This is a genomic window from Acinetobacter sp. NPDC052428, assembly GCF_044547685.1.
GTDB classification, from domain to species: domain Bacteria; phylum Pseudomonadota; class Gammaproteobacteria; order Pseudomonadales; family Moraxellaceae; genus Acinetobacter; species Acinetobacter lwoffii_G.
Genome location: NZ_JBIUAT010000041.1, coordinates 1 through 18,449 on the forward strand (window position 1 = coordinate 1; position 18,449 = coordinate 18,449).

The 18,449-nt window shown below is 39.2% G+C and carries 14 protein-coding genes and 3 pseudogenes; 10 read left to right on the plus strand and 7 right to left on the minus strand.

Annotated elements, in window-relative coordinates; all coding sequences use genetic code 11:
• The coding region (locus tag ACIG3F_RS14625) for an integrase core domain-containing protein (protein WP_396470404.1) at positions 1–159 on the plus strand (159 nt) is incomplete at its 5' end.
• Between the two features lie 65 nt (positions 160–224).
• Here ACIG3F_RS14625 and ACIG3F_RS14630 read toward each other — a convergent pair.
• Positions 225–374: pseudogene (locus ACIG3F_RS14630) on the minus strand (transposase); the annotation flags it as partial.
• 272 nt (positions 375–646) lie between these two features.
• Positions 647–1,819: a replication initiation protein gene (locus ACIG3F_RS14635; RefSeq protein ID WP_180038949.1), complete on the minus strand. Its 1,173-nt coding sequence runs from the start codon at positions 1,817–1,819 to the stop codon at positions 647–649.
• Between the two features lie 856 nt (positions 1,820–2,675).
• Here ACIG3F_RS14635 and ACIG3F_RS14640 point away from each other — a divergent pair.
• The gene (locus ACIG3F_RS14640; protein WP_004647772.1) at positions 2,676–3,449 is read left to right on the plus strand and encodes a ParA family protein; all 774 of its coding nucleotides are present in this window, start codon (positions 2,676–2,678) and stop codon (positions 3,447–3,449) included.
• A 13-nt stretch (positions 3,450–3,462) separates the two neighbouring features.
• Complete coding sequence (locus ACIG3F_RS14645) at positions 3,463–4,374, plus strand: ParB/RepB/Spo0J family partition protein (RefSeq protein WP_180038948.1); 912 nt, start codon at positions 3,463–3,465, stop codon at positions 4,372–4,374.
• A gap of 49 nt (positions 4,375–4,423) precedes the next feature.
• On the opposite strand, the pseudogene ACIG3F_RS14650 reads toward ACIG3F_RS14645, so the two are convergent.
• Positions 4,424–5,138, minus strand: a pseudogene (locus ACIG3F_RS14650) (IS5 family transposase).
• Between the two features lie 892 nt (positions 5,139–6,030).
• Between ACIG3F_RS14650 and ACIG3F_RS14655 the strand changes: the two are divergent.
• The gene (locus tag ACIG3F_RS14655; protein ID WP_396470402.1) at positions 6,031–6,720 is read left to right on the plus strand and encodes a GntR family transcriptional regulator; all 690 of its coding nucleotides are present in this window, start codon (positions 6,031–6,033) and stop codon (positions 6,718–6,720) included.
• Positions 6,721–6,946: 226 nt separating this feature from the next.
• Here ACIG3F_RS14655 and ACIG3F_RS14660 read toward each other — a convergent pair whose 3' ends face one another.
• Positions 6,947–7,159 (minus strand): hypothetical protein, encoded by a 213-nt coding sequence (locus ACIG3F_RS14660; protein WP_004281968.1) that lies wholly within the window; start codon positions 7,157–7,159, stop codon positions 6,947–6,949.
• On the opposite strand from ACIG3F_RS14660, the pseudogene ACIG3F_RS14665 reads away from it, so the two are divergent.
• Positions 7,130–7,715 (plus strand): annotated as a pseudogene (locus ACIG3F_RS14665) (transposase); the annotation flags it as partial. The gene ACIG3F_RS14660 and the pseudogene ACIG3F_RS14665 sit on opposite strands and share 30 nt — an antisense overlap.
• Positions 7,716–7,734: 19 nt before the next feature.
• Here the strand turns inward: ACIG3F_RS14665 and ACIG3F_RS14670 are convergent.
• On the minus strand, positions 7,735–7,908 hold the full coding sequence (locus ACIG3F_RS14670; RefSeq protein ID WP_004281965.1) for a hypothetical protein: 174 nt from the start codon (positions 7,906–7,908) through the stop codon (positions 7,735–7,737).
• Positions 7,909–8,126: 218 nt separating this feature from the next.
• Between ACIG3F_RS14670 and ACIG3F_RS14675 the strand changes: the two genes are divergently transcribed.
• The 4 genes from ACIG3F_RS14675 (at position 8,127) to pnuC (ending at position 13,370) form a co-directional block, all read left to right on the plus strand.
• On the plus strand, positions 8,127–8,315 hold the full coding sequence (locus tag ACIG3F_RS14675; protein ID WP_167367475.1) for a hypothetical protein: 189 nt from the start codon (positions 8,127–8,129) through the stop codon (positions 8,313–8,315).
• 1,042 nt (positions 8,316–9,357) lie between these two features.
• Positions 9,358–10,563 (plus strand): phosphotransferase enzyme family protein, encoded by a 1,206-nt coding sequence (locus ACIG3F_RS14680; protein ID WP_213687768.1) that lies wholly within the window; start codon positions 9,358–9,360, stop codon positions 10,561–10,563.
• Between the two features lie 40 nt (positions 10,564–10,603).
• On the plus strand, positions 10,604–12,772 hold the full coding sequence (locus tag ACIG3F_RS14685; protein ID WP_253147355.1) for a TonB-dependent siderophore receptor: 2,169 nt from the start codon (positions 10,604–10,606) through the stop codon (positions 12,770–12,772).
• 28 nt (positions 12,773–12,800) lie between these two features.
• On the plus strand, positions 12,801–13,370 hold the full coding sequence (pnuC, locus tag ACIG3F_RS14690) for a nicotinamide riboside transporter PnuC (RefSeq protein WP_004281962.1): 570 nt from the start codon (positions 12,801–12,803) through the stop codon (positions 13,368–13,370).
• 177 nt (positions 13,371–13,547) lie between these two features.
• Here pnuC and ACIG3F_RS14695 read toward each other — a convergent pair whose 3' ends face one another.
• On the minus strand, positions 13,548–15,059 hold the full coding sequence (locus ACIG3F_RS14695; protein ID WP_213687766.1) for an aldehyde dehydrogenase family protein: 1,512 nt from the start codon (positions 15,057–15,059) through the stop codon (positions 13,548–13,550).
• Positions 15,060–15,260: 201 nt separating this feature from the next.
• Between ACIG3F_RS14695 and ACIG3F_RS14700 the strand changes: the two genes are divergently transcribed.
• Positions 15,261–16,442 (plus strand): transcriptional regulator, encoded by a 1,182-nt coding sequence (locus ACIG3F_RS14700; protein ID WP_213687801.1) that lies wholly within the window; start codon positions 15,261–15,263, stop codon positions 16,440–16,442.
• Between the two features lie 514 nt (positions 16,443–16,956).
• Here the strand turns inward: ACIG3F_RS14700 and ACIG3F_RS14705 are convergent.
• Positions 16,957–18,129, minus strand: a complete 1,173-nt coding sequence (locus tag ACIG3F_RS14705) for an iron-containing alcohol dehydrogenase (RefSeq protein WP_004281959.1) — start codon at positions 18,127–18,129, stop codon at positions 16,957–16,959.
• Positions 18,130–18,449 lie beyond the last annotated feature (320 nt).

An 18,449-nucleotide genomic window follows, 5' to 3' on the forward strand; every position in this document is an offset into this window, starting at 1 on the left:
TATTTGAAGGCTTACGATACGGTTAAACAAGCGAAACAATCAATTGCTGAATATTTGGATTTTTATAACATGATACGTCCTCATTCAAGTTTGAATAAGGCAACACCAAATGAATTTTATGATCAACATTTACTAAAATGTAATGGCAGCATAATTTAAATATTTAGAGCGGATTTATCACTTATAAAACTAAATTGAGTGGTCTAATTAACGGAACCACATTAATTTGTATTCAATCCATGTTGCAAAGCGACTGAAGCAATTGAAACGTCCGGTGCTTTACAAGCCTGAACGATCTGCTGTTTAAATTCAGCACTGCATGTTCTTCATTTTTTCTCAAGAGATGTGATGGATGTCTGGTTATTTGTAGTCATAAATTTAATCCCCACTTGTTTTTAAGTAGGGACTAAATTAAGGCTTATAGGATGAGTTCATAAGGTGTGTTCAGCGAACGCTTACGTTTTGAATAGATTTAAGAAATTAGGCAGACCTCATACCCAAGTTGTCACTTGAATTTGTATAACTTAGGGAAGATCTATCTCTAAAGCCTTTATGCAACAGAGTCGTTTTTATCCTAGGGTCCTTACCACTTGTATTCTTTACGAACATATATCTAAAAAAGTGTAGCAAGTTGCTACACTTTTCGCTAGATCAGCTCTTTACCAAAAATATCATTCAGTCTTTCACGAATACTTTGAACGAATTCCGGATTGTTTTTAAGTTTATGCTTCATATTTCGTTTAAAGTCATTCAGCCCCATACCAATTTCAGCAAAATCCATTTGGAATAAAGTGTCATTAATGACAATATTTGCTTGAGAGTCAGTGAGGCATCCTACTTTTTTAAACCACTTCTTGAACTGCTGATAATTTTCATCATTATTAAAAATATACCAAGAACGTACATTCGTATCGAATTTAGCCCCTAATTCTTTTACGGATGCATTGTCTTCAAATGGAACATCAAGATAGATTTTTTCGATCACTGCAATTTCATCCAGTGCCTTATCAGCAATCCGATGATGCAGTTTAAAATTCACACCTACAATTGGACGGCCTTTCTTAACGGTTTCATACTCTAATTGTAGATCTGTATTTTCGTTAATTTCTGCCACTATTTTGTCTAATACATAGCGTCTAAAATCTACCCAGCGATCATATTTGGTTTCATTAATATCAATCAGTGCTTTCAAGTTTTCTAAAAGTAATGGCACTTCATAACTCTTTTGATTGGCGTACTTAAATTCGTTTTTAATGAAATAAGTATAAAGACTCATACTGGCAACAGAATCTAGGGCAAAAAGATGTTTTAGCTGATAGGTAGTAAAATTACCCCCAGCCAGTTGAGTGAAATACGGCAACACCTCACTGGTAAAACGAATCTGAATTGCATTTTTAGAGTCATCTTCCCATCTTAACTCACGGATAATGGGAACGACAGAATGTACTTTTTTAGTCTTTCTCTTACCATTATCAGCAGGCTCCTCAATAATAAAATGAGCTACTCGGGATGAAAGCTCTTTATAGATCCGATCTATTGCAACATTAATTGAATTACGTTTATTTAATCCTAGTAAATCTGCCAAATCATCCTTATACAAATAAATATAAGTTTGTTCGGTAATTTCACTATTTACCTTATTTTTCTCACTATAATTCGCAACCGCCATTGCATATAGAAGTGCCTTATATTCATTGGATGACAACTCGATTGGGCGAATTAATCGGTTACTGGTACTGACAACGCCATTATGGCGAATGTTGCCTATACAGTAGGGAATATAATTCGTTTCTTCTTGCAATGGTTCAGATTCTGTCATAACCGTGATATTTATAATTTGACTTAGTTTTTATATACAAAAGTGGAAAAACTTTCAAGACTTTCACCACAAGATTCTAAAAGTGGAAGGTCCGTCATCAAAAAAAAGCGTTATTATCCGGTTTTTTGCCTTTAAAGTGGAATTAAATACAATATTTCCACCCTACAGTGACATACCTTCCACCTTTAGCCCCCGAAATTACAGTTTAGAATGACTATTTTTATTTTTTCACCCACATTCAGATAGGTTAAATTAAATAGAAACCCTGATGTGACAAGGCTTCCACCTTTCAGTTAGATTCGAAAGGTATAACTGCACATATAATCATCAGGAAATATCCAATAAAAACAGATTATCCACAGGTTAAAAATATACAGTGACAATCATTCCACCTTTAAGGCTTAGTTATGAGACTTTATTAACATATTAAATAATTGTTTTTTAAATTATTTTTAAATAAAAATAGCGGTTTAAAAAATAGCAGTGACAAACCTTCCACCCTAGTGACAGACCTTCCACTTTAGAGTGACAAACCTTCCACTTTAGAGTGACAGACCTTCCACTTTAGAGTGACAGACCTTCCACTTTAGAGTGACAGACCTTCCACTTTAGAGTGACAAACCTTCCACCTTTAAAACTCTAAGCATTTGTTTTATAAAATAAAAATACACTCTTAATTATTAATTAGCTAAATAACTAATTATTCTAATTATTAATTAAGCTAGCTTAGTTAAAGATTTATTTTTAAGCTGTTTTACATCTGAACAAATAGGATTTATAAATTTTAAAACTATAGTAAGATGAGTGAAAGTTATTTATATTACTAAACATTCAAATACGGAAGCATCTGACACGCATGTCTGCAAAAATTATTACTGTTGCTAATCATAAAGGCGGATGTGGCAAAACAACGACTGTTGTGCACCTAGCCTCAGAACTTGCCAATCTGGGCAACAAGGTTTTAGTCATTGATTTAGATCCTCAAGCAAACGCAAGTTTACACATTGGGATCCAACATCCAAGCGAAATTGTTGTGACTACAGCAGAATTACTAGTGGGCGATATTTCGTTGTTGGCAGATGCATTACAAGAAGAAACGAACTTTGAAAAAGTATCATTAATTTATGGTTCCTTGAATTTAGGAAAAACTGAAGACCAACTAAAAGAAGAAGCTCCCCGTCCTTCTGAAGAGTTAAATATCAAGTTAGAACTGTTAAAAGATCTTTATGATTTTATATTGATCGACTGTCCACCTAGTCTTAAATTATTAACCAGCAATGCCCTGGCATCTTCAACACATGTCATTATTCCTATCGAATCCGGATCACAATATGGATTGTATGGGGTAACAGATCTTTTAAATCATCTTGAAAAGATCAAACGTATTAATCCAGATTTAGAGCTTTTAGGCGCTTTACTAATTAAGCATGATGAACGTCAGAATGTCTGTAAGCTGATTCGGAATGAAGCCTTAAAACAGGTAGGAAAACTTTTAGAGACCACCATTCCTCAAAGTACTAAAGTTAATCAAGCAGCGATTCTGCAACAATCACTTTTGAATGTAGAAAAAAATTCAAAAGTACGTAAGGCTTTTGAAAGCCTTGCCAATGAAATTGTAGCTAAAGTTTAAACCTGAGAGTATTATGGCAAGCACCAAAGAGCTTTTAGCTCAGAAACTGAAACAGAATACAGAAAAACATCAGCAAGCACAGAAAGACAATATTAGAGAGCTGAAAGAGTTTAGACGTAATGTTCCTATTGAGGATATTAGCCGCAGTCCAAACCAGCCGCGTAAATTATTTGAAGAGTCACAATTAAAAGAACTGGCGGATTCCATTAATGAAGTCGGTCTGTTGCAGCCCATTACAGTGCGTAAACTTGATAATCTGAAATATGAACTCATTGCAGGCGAGCGGCGCTTACGGGCGCACCATTTACTCGGCAAGTCTGTGATTGAAGCGATTATCATTGATGCGAATAATGTAGAAGCATCTTTGTTAACCTTAGCAGAGAATTTAAAGCGTCAGGACCTGACAGATTATGAAATTTTTATTGGCCTGAACTCACTTGATGAGAAGTTAAAGAAAAACAAGCAACGTTTAGCCAATTCACTGGGTTTAAATCGCGAAGATATGTACAAGTATTTAGCATACGAAAAACTGCCTCAAGTAATTTTAAATGACCTTGATGTGGAACCAGGCCTACTAGGTCGTACTGCTGCAACTGCATTCAAAAAATTTCTGTCGGATCATATAGAGCAACTTTCTGAGGCCGAAAAGGCTTTACTAGGGGCTTGGGAAAAAGTAAAAGACAAAAAACTAGAGCAAAGTAAAGTTACTGCCTATGCTGAAAAAATATTGAGTCAGGATCCAGAAAAACTGACCACAACATCTGTGGTTAGAAAAATTGAATATGCAGGTAAGATTGCGGGGAATATCAAACTCAATCAAAAACAGCTTAAGGTTTCTCTGAATATCTCGGAAATTGACGAAGCTAGTCTCTTACAACTAGAAGATTTTTTAAAACAGCTTATTAAGAAAAGTGAAAAAGTGTAGCAAGTTGCTACACTTTTTTTGACAATCTCAAATTAGGGCGTGTTATCAATTAAGCCATAAAGATCGCTGATAAGAAGTTTTGAGCCAATTTATCATAGCGTATGGCAATAGCACGATATTGTTTGAGCTTGGAAAAAAAATTCTCGATCAGATGTCTTGCCTTGTAGATATGTCAATCATAATCACGCTGATCAATAGAATTACTTTTCGCTGGCATCACAACTTGACCCTTCGCCTCTAAAATTGGATCAATGACCCGATCCCTAGAGTTGTAGGCTTTATCCATAAATCAGGTCTGGCTCAACGATAAGTCCAGCAACACATCTGAACCGTTTAAGTCATGGACCTGCCCATCCGTGAGATAAAATCCTGTCGGGTTGCCTAAAGCATCAGTACGGGCATGAATTTTGGTGCTTAAGCCCCCTTTACTGCGCCTAGTCGCCTGATTTTCCCCCAGCGCTGTGTTAGTAAGCACGTACAATGGGGTGGAGTCTAACATGACATATTCATTGTCAAGGTCATGTGACAGCACTTCAAAGACTCTCTGCCACACACCTGTTTTAGCCCAAAGACTAAAACAAGTATGCACTACTCTAAAATCACCAAAGCGCTCGATTAAGTCTCGCCACGGGATACCTGAACGATACCGCTTCAACAAATAGTCGGTTATCTTTGGCCGTTACTCCAACAGTACCCATTCGTCCATGTAACAGATCTTTAATCTGTTCCCACTGATCATCTTTTAATGCATAGCGTTTAGTCATGAAAAAATTATGAGGACCGGTAAGATTTTCTCAAGCTAATTGATGACACCTTAATTCAAAATAAAAAACGGTTTTAAATATTATTTCTATAAATTTCAATGTTACACTGATTTATAACAGGTTTTAATTGATTCCGCTTAGATGATATATGGGACCTAAAAAATTAACTAATTAACTTATGTCCATGAAAAAATTATAAATAAATGGACATATATCAATGATGTATGGTTGTTTTTTTATAATGAATAGCCTAAGTGATCGTTAGTGAATAGATGTTTTTTTTGGTGCGATATAATTACCTGAAAATCCAGACATAAGTTATAAAATGAGATAAATTTTGAAGGACGCCAGCTTTAAACCGCAGCTTTCATTTTTGTCTACATACAGCAGTCCAAGACGTTACCCAGTGTCACGTTACGGAACCGCACTCAGTGCGCTTGCCGGATTCAACAGTCTGGAGATCTTAGTATATTGCCCTATAAAGCTCATTTTATTAAAGATAATCTTTAATAGTCAAAGGCATTCAAATGTATAGATAGGGACTGTGTCAGGAAATGTGTTAGTAGAGGTGGACAATAATGTCTAGAATCAAGGTACGTGATTTTCTCAGTCGACTATTACGAATAGCCGCCGATTTTGTAGATGCCTTTTAATTAGATTAGACTGTCACCACTCTCCTAGACAAATTTAGTCTATTCTTTTTGCATAAATGAGAACATTATGAGTGGACAACGATATTCTCTCAGAATCACGTATCAATCATGCTGCTAAACATTCTCATTAAAACAAGGGAATGCATCTTTTTACTGATCTGTACCTTGTTTTCAATTTTCCTCTGTTCTTTAATTTAGTACTATCTTTATCACTTATGAGCACTCACTGGATTCACTGAATGAAGTATATGGAAATCAGAGATTTGATTGAGGCTGAATTGAAAAATTACAGTTCTAATCAAATAATTCCATCCGAACGGTACTTGGCATTAAAGTTTGACTGTTCAAGGGAAACAGTGCGTAAGGCCTATGAACAGCTTCGTGCCGAAGATAAAATTTTCAAACGGCAAAATCTCGGCTGGTTCGTGAGTAATAAAAAAATTCAATATTATCCAAACTCAATTGAAAATTTTCGTTCTTATATGAAGGCACAGGGTTTTAATGCCAGAACTGAACTGATCTCGACCCGACAGCTGGAGCTATTCTATCACAGTAATCTTTTTAGCGAAGAAAATCGTAAATTGGGCTTTATTGAAATTATCCGTTTACGTTATGCTGATGATGTACCTGTACTTCTAGAATATAATTATTTACCTGTTGCGCTGTTTCCAGATGTGCTGAATTATGATGTGATTACTTCGGTACAAGATGTCATTAAAAATCACTTTCATTATAATTACACGAGTAGTCAGTTAAAAATTAAAATTACCGGTGTGTCTCATTTTGAGAGCCAGCACTTAGGTATTCCTTTAAGTCAAACCGCCACTTATATTGAACGTATTTCAAAATCAGATGATCTAGTGATTGAATATGACATCGAAATCTGGTCACAGGACAAAATTGAAATGACCTTAGATATTCAAGCATAAGCTTATATTTATATCCTGCCCATTCAAATCCTAAGAAGTTAAATGGTTTTAGGATTTTTTTTATTTTCTTAGATTAGACCTCCTTCATAAATCATCCTTACTCAGTTGCAAATTATAAATTCCAGCAACTAGATTGAATCTCAAAAGGGGGGGCTTTTAGCTCTATTGCGATAACGTTCTGAAAGCATTTTGAAAGTTTTTAGACTGCCAAATACATACTTAATTTCTATTCTTCTTTATTGATTTCCTGATTATAGATTTTTAGTTCAGGATCCAGTTTACAGCGGCTTTTGGCCTCTAATGGCAACAGGGTATTGGGATACAAAGTATAAATCCTTTGATAACCTCTATCTGTAAGAACAAAGGTTCCTGAAGGGATCTGGTTTAAATTGTGTTTGAACAATTCTAAATCAAGCGTAATTCTCAGCATGACTTTCATATCAGGATGCCAATATCAGCAAATGCCAAGAAACTTAATCCAACATTAGGGGGTATTGGGAAGTGCGTTTGATTGAAGTTGAGCAGGAAGGGAAAATTAGACGTTATATCACTTTATTAATGAACCCAAAGACATAGCCACTGATAGGCTTGGCGAAGCTTTATGCTCAGCGCTGGGAAATAGAAATGCGTTACCCAGAAATCAAAAGTGATTTACAGGAGGGCAAGCATTTGAGGAACAAGCAACCTGATTTAGTTTGTCAATAATTATGGGGGGCTTTATTGCCTACAATATTCTAAGAAGACAAATGAAACATATGGCTCAACGTGCAAAAGTCAGTCCTTTGAGAATCAGCTTTCATATTGCATCTATTGGCATTCTGAATATATTAAGATTCGACTCTTTAGACTCCGCAGGTAATTTACCTAAACATTTAGAAAGTTTACTGGAAAAATCTAAGAGATATGTTTTGCCTGAGAGGGGAGTGAGGAGTTGCCCACGAGTTGTGAAAGGAACACCACGGAAATACCCAAGAAAATGCCAGTCAATTTCTTAACTGACCGGCATCACTTTAATTAAGGGCTTTCAGATGATTCAGATTTTTTGTCTTTCTCATTTCCATAATCTAAAGCAACCTGTTGCGCTTCGGCGGCGGCAGTTGCTTCTATTGGGATGGATTCATCTGCAATAGCTACTGTTCCAGTAAATCCAAATAAGCTCAGGATTAGAATCTTTGAATACTTTTCCATCTGAATTTCCTCTGCGTTTCTAAAACTTAATTTCAGTGTAGAGGGTAAGTTTAAATTCCGATGTATGAGCTATGTCTGCATATGTAAGATATTCAGGATCCAAGTTATAGAACCTCGGGTTTATGTAAGAATACTTATCGGATGAGTTTTTTTTGTAGCGTTGACTGGCCAAATACAGACCGATTTTCTTGAAAATCTTTTATAGGGAAGATAATTTAATGGCAAATTATAAAAAGAGCATAGCAATGGTCAACTGCGGTAATCCCCCCTACAATAAAATCCAAGAAGACATAAACAATATGAAACCAACTACGATGAAATGGATCGGCAATAATATTGAGTTAAATGACATGCAGGGTGTCCATACTTTCTTATTAAGTTTAGAAGAAGAAGGGGGTGTTGATTAATCGCAGTATGTCATGAGTCTTATACAGGACATCGCCCAGTACATAAGGTTAAGTTTGAAAAGAATTAGCACCTCCTCTGAGAGATTTTTCTTTACCAGCCCTGTTTTTGTAACATCTAGTAATTTTTTTGTAACCTTATTGTTATTTATTGTTCACTTTGTTTATTATATAAAAGATAAAAGGTGGAGAATTTAAGATGCTCACTAAGGTCGAAGCCATTGTGATTTTACTAATGGTAATTGCATTAATACTCATTATTTATGAAATGGGACAAGGACTTAATTGGACTTTATAAACGCTTTCTCAGTTTAAAAAAAGTCCTCAATTGATGGCATTAATTTATTTATCAGAAGTTTCAGAATTTTGATCTTATACTTGGCTGACTAAAGATGAATAATATCTATATTGGTGATATTGTTTACCTAGTTTACGGTAGTCATCCAATGATGGTTGAAAAATTGCAGGATAATTTAGCTACTTGTATATGGTTCAGTGATAAAAAACATTTTTTCCGTAAGAATTTTCCCTTAAATATCTTAATAAAAAAAACGTAATTCAACAAAATATACCTGGGCGAATTCAAAGCTCATAGTGTACAGGTCATTTCGACCATGGCATGTGTTACTGATCTGAACAATGAATCACTGGTAGAATTTGCTGCTGAGGAACATGGATTTAAAGAACTACTTAGTGAAGTCATGAAAATGAATTACGGTGCATTTCAAAACTATGTTATAGCTTGAACTGAGGATCAGAAAGCTTGTTTGAATTGATGTATTTCATCCGCAGATTATGCGCGAATGCTAAGAAATCTGGAGTTCGAATATTAACCAAAAAGAAGATCATTTTTTGATTTATGCGAGAGATCTATTTTATTTTTATATTTATAAGGCTAAACTTGCCTCCAATTTAATACTGGTATGTACCACTTAATTTTAGGGCGTGTCTTCAATATTAAATGTATTTAAAAATACTGTTTGCATGTTCGCCTAAACAATGATTTTCCATTATTACATAATGATCTGGCTCAGGAATATTGATAATGACCACAATGACTGATGATTTAGGTCATGGTATGGGCAATGCCTGGGAAAATAAAGACTGGGCACATATTTCTGATCCAGAATTACAAAGTCTGCAGCAGCATTATTCCTGTTTACAAGGTCATATTCAGATTTTGTGGTGTAGTCCCCGGCCATTTTCATCTGCGGCGCTGGTCAAGGTGGAGCAGGATTTTGTGAGCAGGGATGAAGCAGTCGCGCATCAGTATTTGATCAAGCGCAGTCATTGTTCATTTCGTCGTGCCCACGATATTTTACAGGAGCATGCCGTTCTTCAGCATTTAGCCAGCAAAGAAATTCCTGTTGCAGCATTGATTAGGTCAAATCAAGATCTGACTGCTTTAGAGCTGGGTGACTGGACCTATGAAGTCTATGCAAAAGCAGCCGGTTTAGATCTGTATGCAGATCAGCAATCCTGGAAACCTTTTTTCTATGCTGAACATGCCGCCAAGGCAGGGGCTTTACTGGCCAGACTACATCTGGCGATGCAGGATTTTCCTGAGCAGCAAGGCAGATCAGCATCTTATTTGGTTTCCAATCAGCAACTTTTAGACAGTGAAAATATCGTTACAGCCATTCAACGGCGCATTGCAAACAGTCCAGAATTAAGCCGTTATTTTGCCGATAAAAATTTGGATCCTTACTTTTTAGATCAAATCTTACAGGTTCACCAGCGTATTCAGCCTGTATTGCAACAGGCAAGCAGAATTTGGACCCATAACGATTTACACGCTTCTAATCTGTTTTGGTCATCGCCAGATGCCAAAGCTGAGATTACTGCCGTGATTGATTTTGGTTTATCTGACCGAAACTCGGCACTTTATGATCTGGCAGTGACGATTGAACGTAATTTCATTGATTGGTTGGAATTAGAGCAGAACCCACATATTCAGATTGATGAGGCCGGTTTAACCGCCTTTCTACACGCTTATTTTTCCGAAGCACATCCACAAGAAGATTTTAGTGTTTTGCCAGAGCTACTGAAAATCGTGCATTTGGATTTCGCTTTTTCAGAGCTTGAATATTTTGTTGGGATTACTCAAAACCAGCAACATGCAGATGCGGCTTATTACGACTGGATTATCGGTCATGTGGACTGGTTCTTTGGCGAACAAGGTCAACAATTTACCCAGACCTTAACCCGGCTCATTCAAGATGAATTGCAATCTTCTCAATGCTCTCTCTAAACCCAGCATCATCACCCACTTCACAGACATAAGGTTTCGTATGAACACTCGTCAACTCAAACAGAATGTATTAATCCGATCTTTAAATATGATCATTCTGTCGCAGCTGTGTTTAGTCCCGCTGACTTATGCTGAAGACGATGTTCAAAAGCTTGACACGATTGTTATCACAGCCGATCAAAGCATTCCTTACTCGAGTGCTAAAGTGAATGTTGAGGGATTTGCTACGGACAGTCTGCAAAAAATACCTGCATCGGTCTCTATTTTGACTGCTGATCTCATTGCTGAACAACATGCTCGTGTGCTGAGCGATGTTATAAAAAATGATGCAGCCATCGGTGAGGGCTATGCTGCAATTGGCTATTATCCAAACTTTGTCTCGCGTGGCTTTGCACTGGATTTGGCATCTAGCTACCTCATTAATGGCAATGTGATTCGTGGTGAACAAAACGTCGCACTTGAAAATAAAGAACGTGTGGAAATTTTAAAAGGCATGTCCGCGATTCAAAGTGGGATGTCGACCCCGGGTGGGGTTGTGAATTATGTCACCAAGCGACCGAAAGATATTCAGGCACTGACATTCTCGGCCGATCAACACGGCCAGTTTTCAGTGTCAACTGATCTCGGTGGTTTTTGGGGTGATGAGCAACAATTCGGATATCGCATCAATCTGGTGAATGAACAGATGGAGTCTTATGTCGATCATGTCGATGGTGAACGCTATCTAGCGGCATTGACCTTAGATTGGAAAACATCTGAGCAATCCAAATTAGAATTTGATCTTGAAGCACAGCGTTCCGAACAAAAATCAGTGCCAGGTTATCAATTACTGGATGGTAAAGTCCCAGAAAATGTGAAATGGGACCGATTGCTGGGTTATCAGACTTGGGGCAAACCGGTCACGATCGATAGTCTGAATAGCAGTTTAAAATATAGCTATGCATTGAATGATGACTGGAACTTGGGACTCGTCGCAGCCCACAGTAAATCCAAGGTTGATGATTATTCGACATTTGCTTGGGGATGTTATGCCACGTTATGTGAATATAGTGGCTTGGGCAACACCTTTGATGCGAATGGTCATTACGATATTTATGATTTTCGTAATCCAGATGAAACCTTTAAAACCAACCAATTTAAAGTCAAACTAGATGGGGTGATTGATACCAATTGGGCGCAACATTATCTAAATTTTGATATTACACAAACCAATAAATCGCGAGATCGTTTTGCTGGTGTCAATGAATGGATTGGTGTAGGTAATATTTATACAGAAACCATAGATTTTTCCCCAGTAACAGCGAATGCTGGACCAAAATATCAAGCACTTAAAAGTAAACAAACTGCATTTACAGCATTAGACCGTATTGAATGGAATGAACATTGGACCACTTTGATTGGCGGAAAATGGATCGAGCTTGATGAACAAGCATATGATGCAGATCGGGTAAAAGTCCGCGATACTGATTTAGGCAAATTTTTACCGCAATTTGCGATCAGCTATAGCCCCTTGGAATCGACTACCGTCTATGCCTCGTATGCTAAAGGCCTGTCAGATGGAAAAACAGCGCCTTGGTTTGCAGAGAATGCGGCTGAAACTCTAGCACCGATCTATTCAGAGCAATATGAAATTGGTTTCAAACAACAGATCCATGATTTCCTGTTGACTGCAGCCGTTTTTGATTTACGTCAGGACAATCAATATAGCAAGCCGATTTCAGGACTTCGCTATTTTATTGCGGAAGGCGAACAGCATAGTCAGGGCCTGGAATTAGGACTGAATGGTGCATTAACCGACCATCTGGCCTTAACTTCATCTTTAGCCTTGACCAAAGCCCGTTTAGAAAATGTGGAAGCGGTTGAATATGGTAATCATCAGGCGCAAAACGTGCCAAAAGCTCGTTTCGCAACACATCTTCGCTATAACGTACCGAGCATTGCAGGTTTCACTGTTCTGGCAGGTGGTCAATACAGTTCCAGCAAATATGCCAACAAAGAGGGTGCTGCGAAAGTTGCAGGTTATAGTGTGGTTGATTTAGGCGCTGCTTATCAATTTAAGCTAAATACGACCGATGCATTGCTGCGCTTGAATATTTATAATCTGTTCAACAAGAAATACTGGCGTGATGCAGGTGAATTTTTGGGTGATGATTATTTATTCTTGGGTTCGCCGCGTACAGCAACCTTGTCATTCAATCTGAACTTCTAAATTGGCTGCTTAATCAGGTTATATTGCTATGGAAAATATAGAAATTGCAGCGTTCATTTTAAACGTTTTAGGTGTCTGGCTGACCTCCAAACAATATAAAGTCTGCTGGTTGGTGAATATTGTCGCTGTATTTTTATATATGATTATTTTTTATCGTGTCAATTTATTTGCAGACGCAGCATTACAAGCCGTATTTATCTTGATGCAACTGTATGGCTGGTATAGCTGGTCGAAGAAAAATCATGACCAGGCTATCACCGTGCAGATTGGCTATTTGAATAAAAAAATCTGGGTATATAGCCTGATTGTGGGTATTGTCGCCGGTCTGGTGATTGGCGCCTTATTTGCTCATTTCACCACAGCATCACTCCCTTGGTTGGATTCCATGTTGGCTTCTTTTAGCTTGGTGGCAAGTTATTGGGCGGCAAAAAAATATATTGAAAGCTGGGGATTATGGTGTGTGTTAGATGTGATTTATGTCGGCATGTATAGCTATAAGTCATTGTATTTAACCGCCGTGCTTTATTTTATTTTTATTCTTCTGGCACTCAATGGCTGGAGAATGTGGCGAAATCTTTATAGAGTGAAATTATCTTGAAATGACACTATTGCAAATAGAAATTTGAGGTGATGCTCTTTCCTTTAAAAAAAGTGTTTATAGACTAAAAACTTTATTTGAATTGGCCGCAGCTTGAAGATGTTGCTGATATTTTGTGAAAGCTAGCTACCATACATTCAAAGCGAACCGAAGTTCGCTTTGAATGTATTTCACTTCTTAAAAGAACCCGGCTGGTTTGGTCGAATAGCTCACTAACAGATTTTTGGTTTGTTGATAATGATCCAGCATCATTCTGTGATTCTCACGACCAATGCCGGATTTTTTATAGCCACCGAAAGCCGCATGCGCAGGGTAGATGTGATAACAGTTGGTCCAGACCCGACCGGCCTGAATGGCACGGCCAGCACGGTAGGAAATATGCGCTGAGCGTGACCAGACCCCGGCACCGAGTCCGTAAATCGTATCGTTGGCGATCTTGATCGCATCATCAAAGTCTTTAAAGGTGGTCACAGCCAATACAGGCCCGAAGATTTCATCCTGGAAGGTCTTCATGTCATTGGTGCCTTTAAAGATGGTCGGTTCAATATAGAAACCTTGACCCACTTCCTGACGTGCTTCACCACCAGTCAGGATCTGTGCGCCTTCTTCACGACCAGTGGCAATACAGCCCAGAATCTTGTCCTGCTGTTCCTGTGAGGCTTGCGCGCCAATCATGGTGTCAGTATCCAGCGGATGCCCGGTTTTAATCCGTTTCACCCGTTCAACGGCACGCGCCAGAAATTCGTCAGCAATACTTTCCTGGATCAGCGCACGCGATGGACAGGTGCAGATTTCACCCTGGTTCAGGGCAAACATGGCAAAACCTTCCAGCGCTTTGTCCAGATAATCGTCTTCCTGATCCATGATGTCGGCAAAGAACAGATTCGGTGATTTACCCCCCAGTTCCAGCGTCACCGGAATAATATTTTCGGTGGCATATTGCATGATCATCTGACCGACGGCGGTAGAACCGGTAAAGGCAATCTTGGCAATGCGTGGGTTGGTGGCTAGCGGGCGACCGACTTCAACCCCATAACCATTGACGATATTCAGGACACCCGGTGGCAAAATATCCTGAATCAGTTCAGCCAGCACCAGAATGCTGACCGGAGTCTGTTCTGCAGGTTTCAACACAATGCAGTTGCCCGCAGCTAGGGCAGGTGCCAGTTTCCAGGCAGCCATCAGAATCGGAAAGTTCCACGGGATAATCTGACCCACGACGCCCAACGACTCATGAAAATGATAAGCAATCGTATCTTCATCAATTTCGGAAATGCCGCCTTCCTGCGCACGAATACAGCCGGCAAAATAACGGAAATGGTCAATAGCCAGCGGAATATCGGCAGCCAGCGTTTCACGGATCGGTTTGCCGTTATCCCAGGTTTCTGCTACTGCCAGCAGTTCCAGATTTTGTTCCAGACGATCTGCAATTTTCAACAGAATATTGGAGCGGGTGGTCGGCGATGCTCTGTTCCATTGTTCTTTGGCTTTGTGCGCTGCATCCAGGGCCAATTCAATGTCTTCTACAGAAGAACGCGGAACCTTGGTAAAGACTTTGCCATCTACCGGAGAGATGTTGTCAAAGTATTCACCTTTGACCGGAGCGACCCATTCGCCGCCAATAAAATTCTCGTATTGTGCTTTAAAATGAACTTTTGAATCAGGTTGATTAGGATCGACGTAACGCATATTTATTTCCTTTGCTTATTTTCGTATGGCAAAACCGCTTCTACAGCTTTGGTATAAGGTACTTCTGCACCTTATTTGATTAATATAACTGGTATAAGGTTGGAAAAAGGTTGGAGCTAGCATGTTCACGATATTTTCATCCATTTTAAAAAAATAACGATTACAGCGGATGTAAATCATGAATTGTTGTGAGAATAAGGAATGATGACAAAACAAGATTTGATGGAAAAAAGGCACAATACTGATCAGCTTCGGCAAAACAGCAGTTTGTCTCCCTTACATGCAGAACAGCTAGGACAGAGTATTGCCAGCTCCTGGCAACGTTCATCCTCGGCTGAAATCCCGAAGAATCGTTTAGCAGCACCGCTGACGGATTTAAAAAAGACCACTTCTTCCTCAACTTTAGCCCAAGCCCTGCAACATTGTGCTCAGGATTTAAAACATATTGCCGAGCAATCTTCTATGGTGCTGGCGGTCGGAGATATCGGCAGCACCATCATTTGGGCAGCTTCTAGCCCACAAATGCAAAGTGCCGCAGAAAGTGTACATTTTATTGAAGGTGGGCAATGGCGCGAAGAGCTAGTCGGAACCAATGCATTGGCATTATCCTTAAAAACTCAACAATCCAGCTGTGTCTTTTCCAGTGAACATTACATGTCCTCCATTCATGATTGGGTTTGTTACGCTGCCCCGATTATTGATCCCTATTCAAAACAGGTCTTAGGTGTCATTGATCTGTCGACTACCTGGCCAAAGCATAACAGTTTAGCACTACTAGCTGCGGAGCGCTGTGCTACGATTATCCAGTCGGCTCTACTAGAATGCCAGAAGCAGCGCCTGTTTATTCGGGCTTTTTCATTACCTCAAGTGCTGTTTAATGGCAAGATGCTGGTTCTGACTCCTCGACAGATTGAAATTCTGACCATTCTAGCCTTATGTCCGCAGGGTCTGAGTCTAGATACCTTGCATCAAGCCTTATATGGCGAGCGCAAGGTCAGTATGGGTACTTTAAAAGCAGAAATGTCACAGTTACGCGATGTATTAGGTGGTATGCTGGGGTCCAGACCCTATCGTTTATTGGCGCATGTAGAGGCTGATTTTTTAATGACAGAGCAATCTTTAGATGCTGGGTATATCTATTCAGCCTTGAAGTTATGTACCGGCGTATTTCTGGCCAAAACAGAAAGTCCATTTCTATGTGCCTGGAGAGATTGTCTGGAATCACGCCTGAGCGATGCCATTTTCAAGGCTAATGAAACCGATGTCTTGCTGAAACATGTGGCACATTTTCCTGAAGCGATTGATGCTGTAGAACGCCTGATTGAACTGATGCCCAAAAACCATCCCGTTCATCAGACTCTGTTAAAATATAAAAATCTTTAAAGCTGATGTAACTATCGGTACAAAGCTAAACAGTTAAAATAGGAAAATTCTGGAATATTAAGTATTATCCTTGCTTACTGTGGGTTTGCTTATTAATTTAGACTGAACCTGATCCTAAAATTTTTATCAGTGGCTACCCAGTTTGACCAGCCGCTTGATGGGATGCTCTTCATCAAAATCAGCTACGCTCACCTTCATGTCATTTGAAGGACGCGCAGTTTATTCCTCAGAGATTAAATATGATATTAAGATCATACGACGGGAAATTTTTTCTGGCTGGGACGGGCTAAAAAAATCGTGGCATTTTTCTACCATGGGATTAATGTCGATATTCATAATGAAGGGGACTTCATAAAAAAGAAACACCCCCCGCTTTTATCCTCTTATGAAGGCAAAAGGATCAGCCAGGAACAGGAAAATGCATGTCTGCTCTTGGCACACTTCCTCAGGAAGTGAAACAGGGGCTGTTAAAAATGTAAGTCAGATGCTTGGAGAGAAGACTTACATTGAGGCACTACATCGCCGCTTTAAAAATATCTACCACTTGGGCATGGCTGGCTTTACGTGGATTGGTCAGCATGCAGGCATCTTTTTGTGCATTTTCCGCCATGATGGCCAAGTCAGCTTCTTTTACATTCAATTCCGTCAGCCCAGATGGAATACCAATTGAAGCCGAAAGCTGACGAATGGCGCCAATCGCTTCATAAGCTGCTTCAGTTACGGTTAAGCCTTCTGTATTCACCCCCATCAATTGGGCAATTTTGGCATAACGTTCAGGACAAGCAATCAGGTTAAATTCACAAACATGGGGGAGCAGAATTGCATTACAAACACCATGCGGCAAGTTGTAGAAGCCTCCGAGCTGATGTGCCATCGCATGCACATATCCTAAAGAGGCGTTATTAAAGGCCATTCCGGCAAGATATTGAGCATAGCTCATGGCATCCCGTGCTTCTAGATTATCCCCATTCGCCACTGCGGGACTGAGCCATTCACTGATCATGGTGATCGCCTTTTCTGCACAGGCATCAGTGATGGGATTAGCAGCCGTAGATACATAGGCCTCAACCGCATGTGTCAGAGCATCCATCCCTGTTGCCGCAGTCAGGCCGGCAGGTTTGGCCAACATCAGTTTAGGGTCATCAATTGCAATAAGTGGTGTGCAACGCCAATCTACAATCGCCATTTTCACATGGGTATCGGTATTGGTAATGATACAGAAACGTGTCATCTCCGAAGCCGTCCCTGCCGTGGTATTGATTGCAATCAGTGGTGTCATCGGAACGGTACTTTTATCAATCCCTTCATAATCACGGATATGTCCGCCACCTGCAGTGACCAGACCGATGCCTTTGGCACAGTCATGTGATGAGCCCCCACCTAACGATACAATAAAATCACAGGCATTTTCATTATAAGCTTCAACTCCATGATGCACGTTAATATCAGTTGGATTGGGTTCCGCACCTGGGAAAATATAACTGTCAACACCTGCCTCTTTCAAATAATCTGCAATATCATCTGCAACACCAAATTTAAACAGGCCAGCATCAGTTACAATCAGTGCTTTCTTGGCGCCTAAATTTTGTGCTTTGATCCCGATTTCTTTAGCACAGCCCGGACCAAAAAGTGAAACACAGGGAATATAAAAACCGTTAGTTTGATCTGAAATATTTTTAAAAGCCATGGTGTTATTCCTTCTACCATTCATTGATTATTTTATCGGTGACCCTCACCGTAATATGAGTATTGAATGAAGTTAAAAAGAATCCTACCTACCAAATACCTACCAATTTAAATTTTTGATTCTAGCCAAAATAATGCATTTGAGGTATTTAAAAGCAGATTGGCAAGGTTTAGCAGATACTAGATCTCTTTCATAAATCAAAAAACGATCTTCTTTTTGGTTAATATTTGCACTCCGGATTTCTTAGCATTCGTGCATAATCTGCGGATGAAATACATCGATTCAAACAAGCTCTCTGATCCTCAGTTCAAGCGATACAC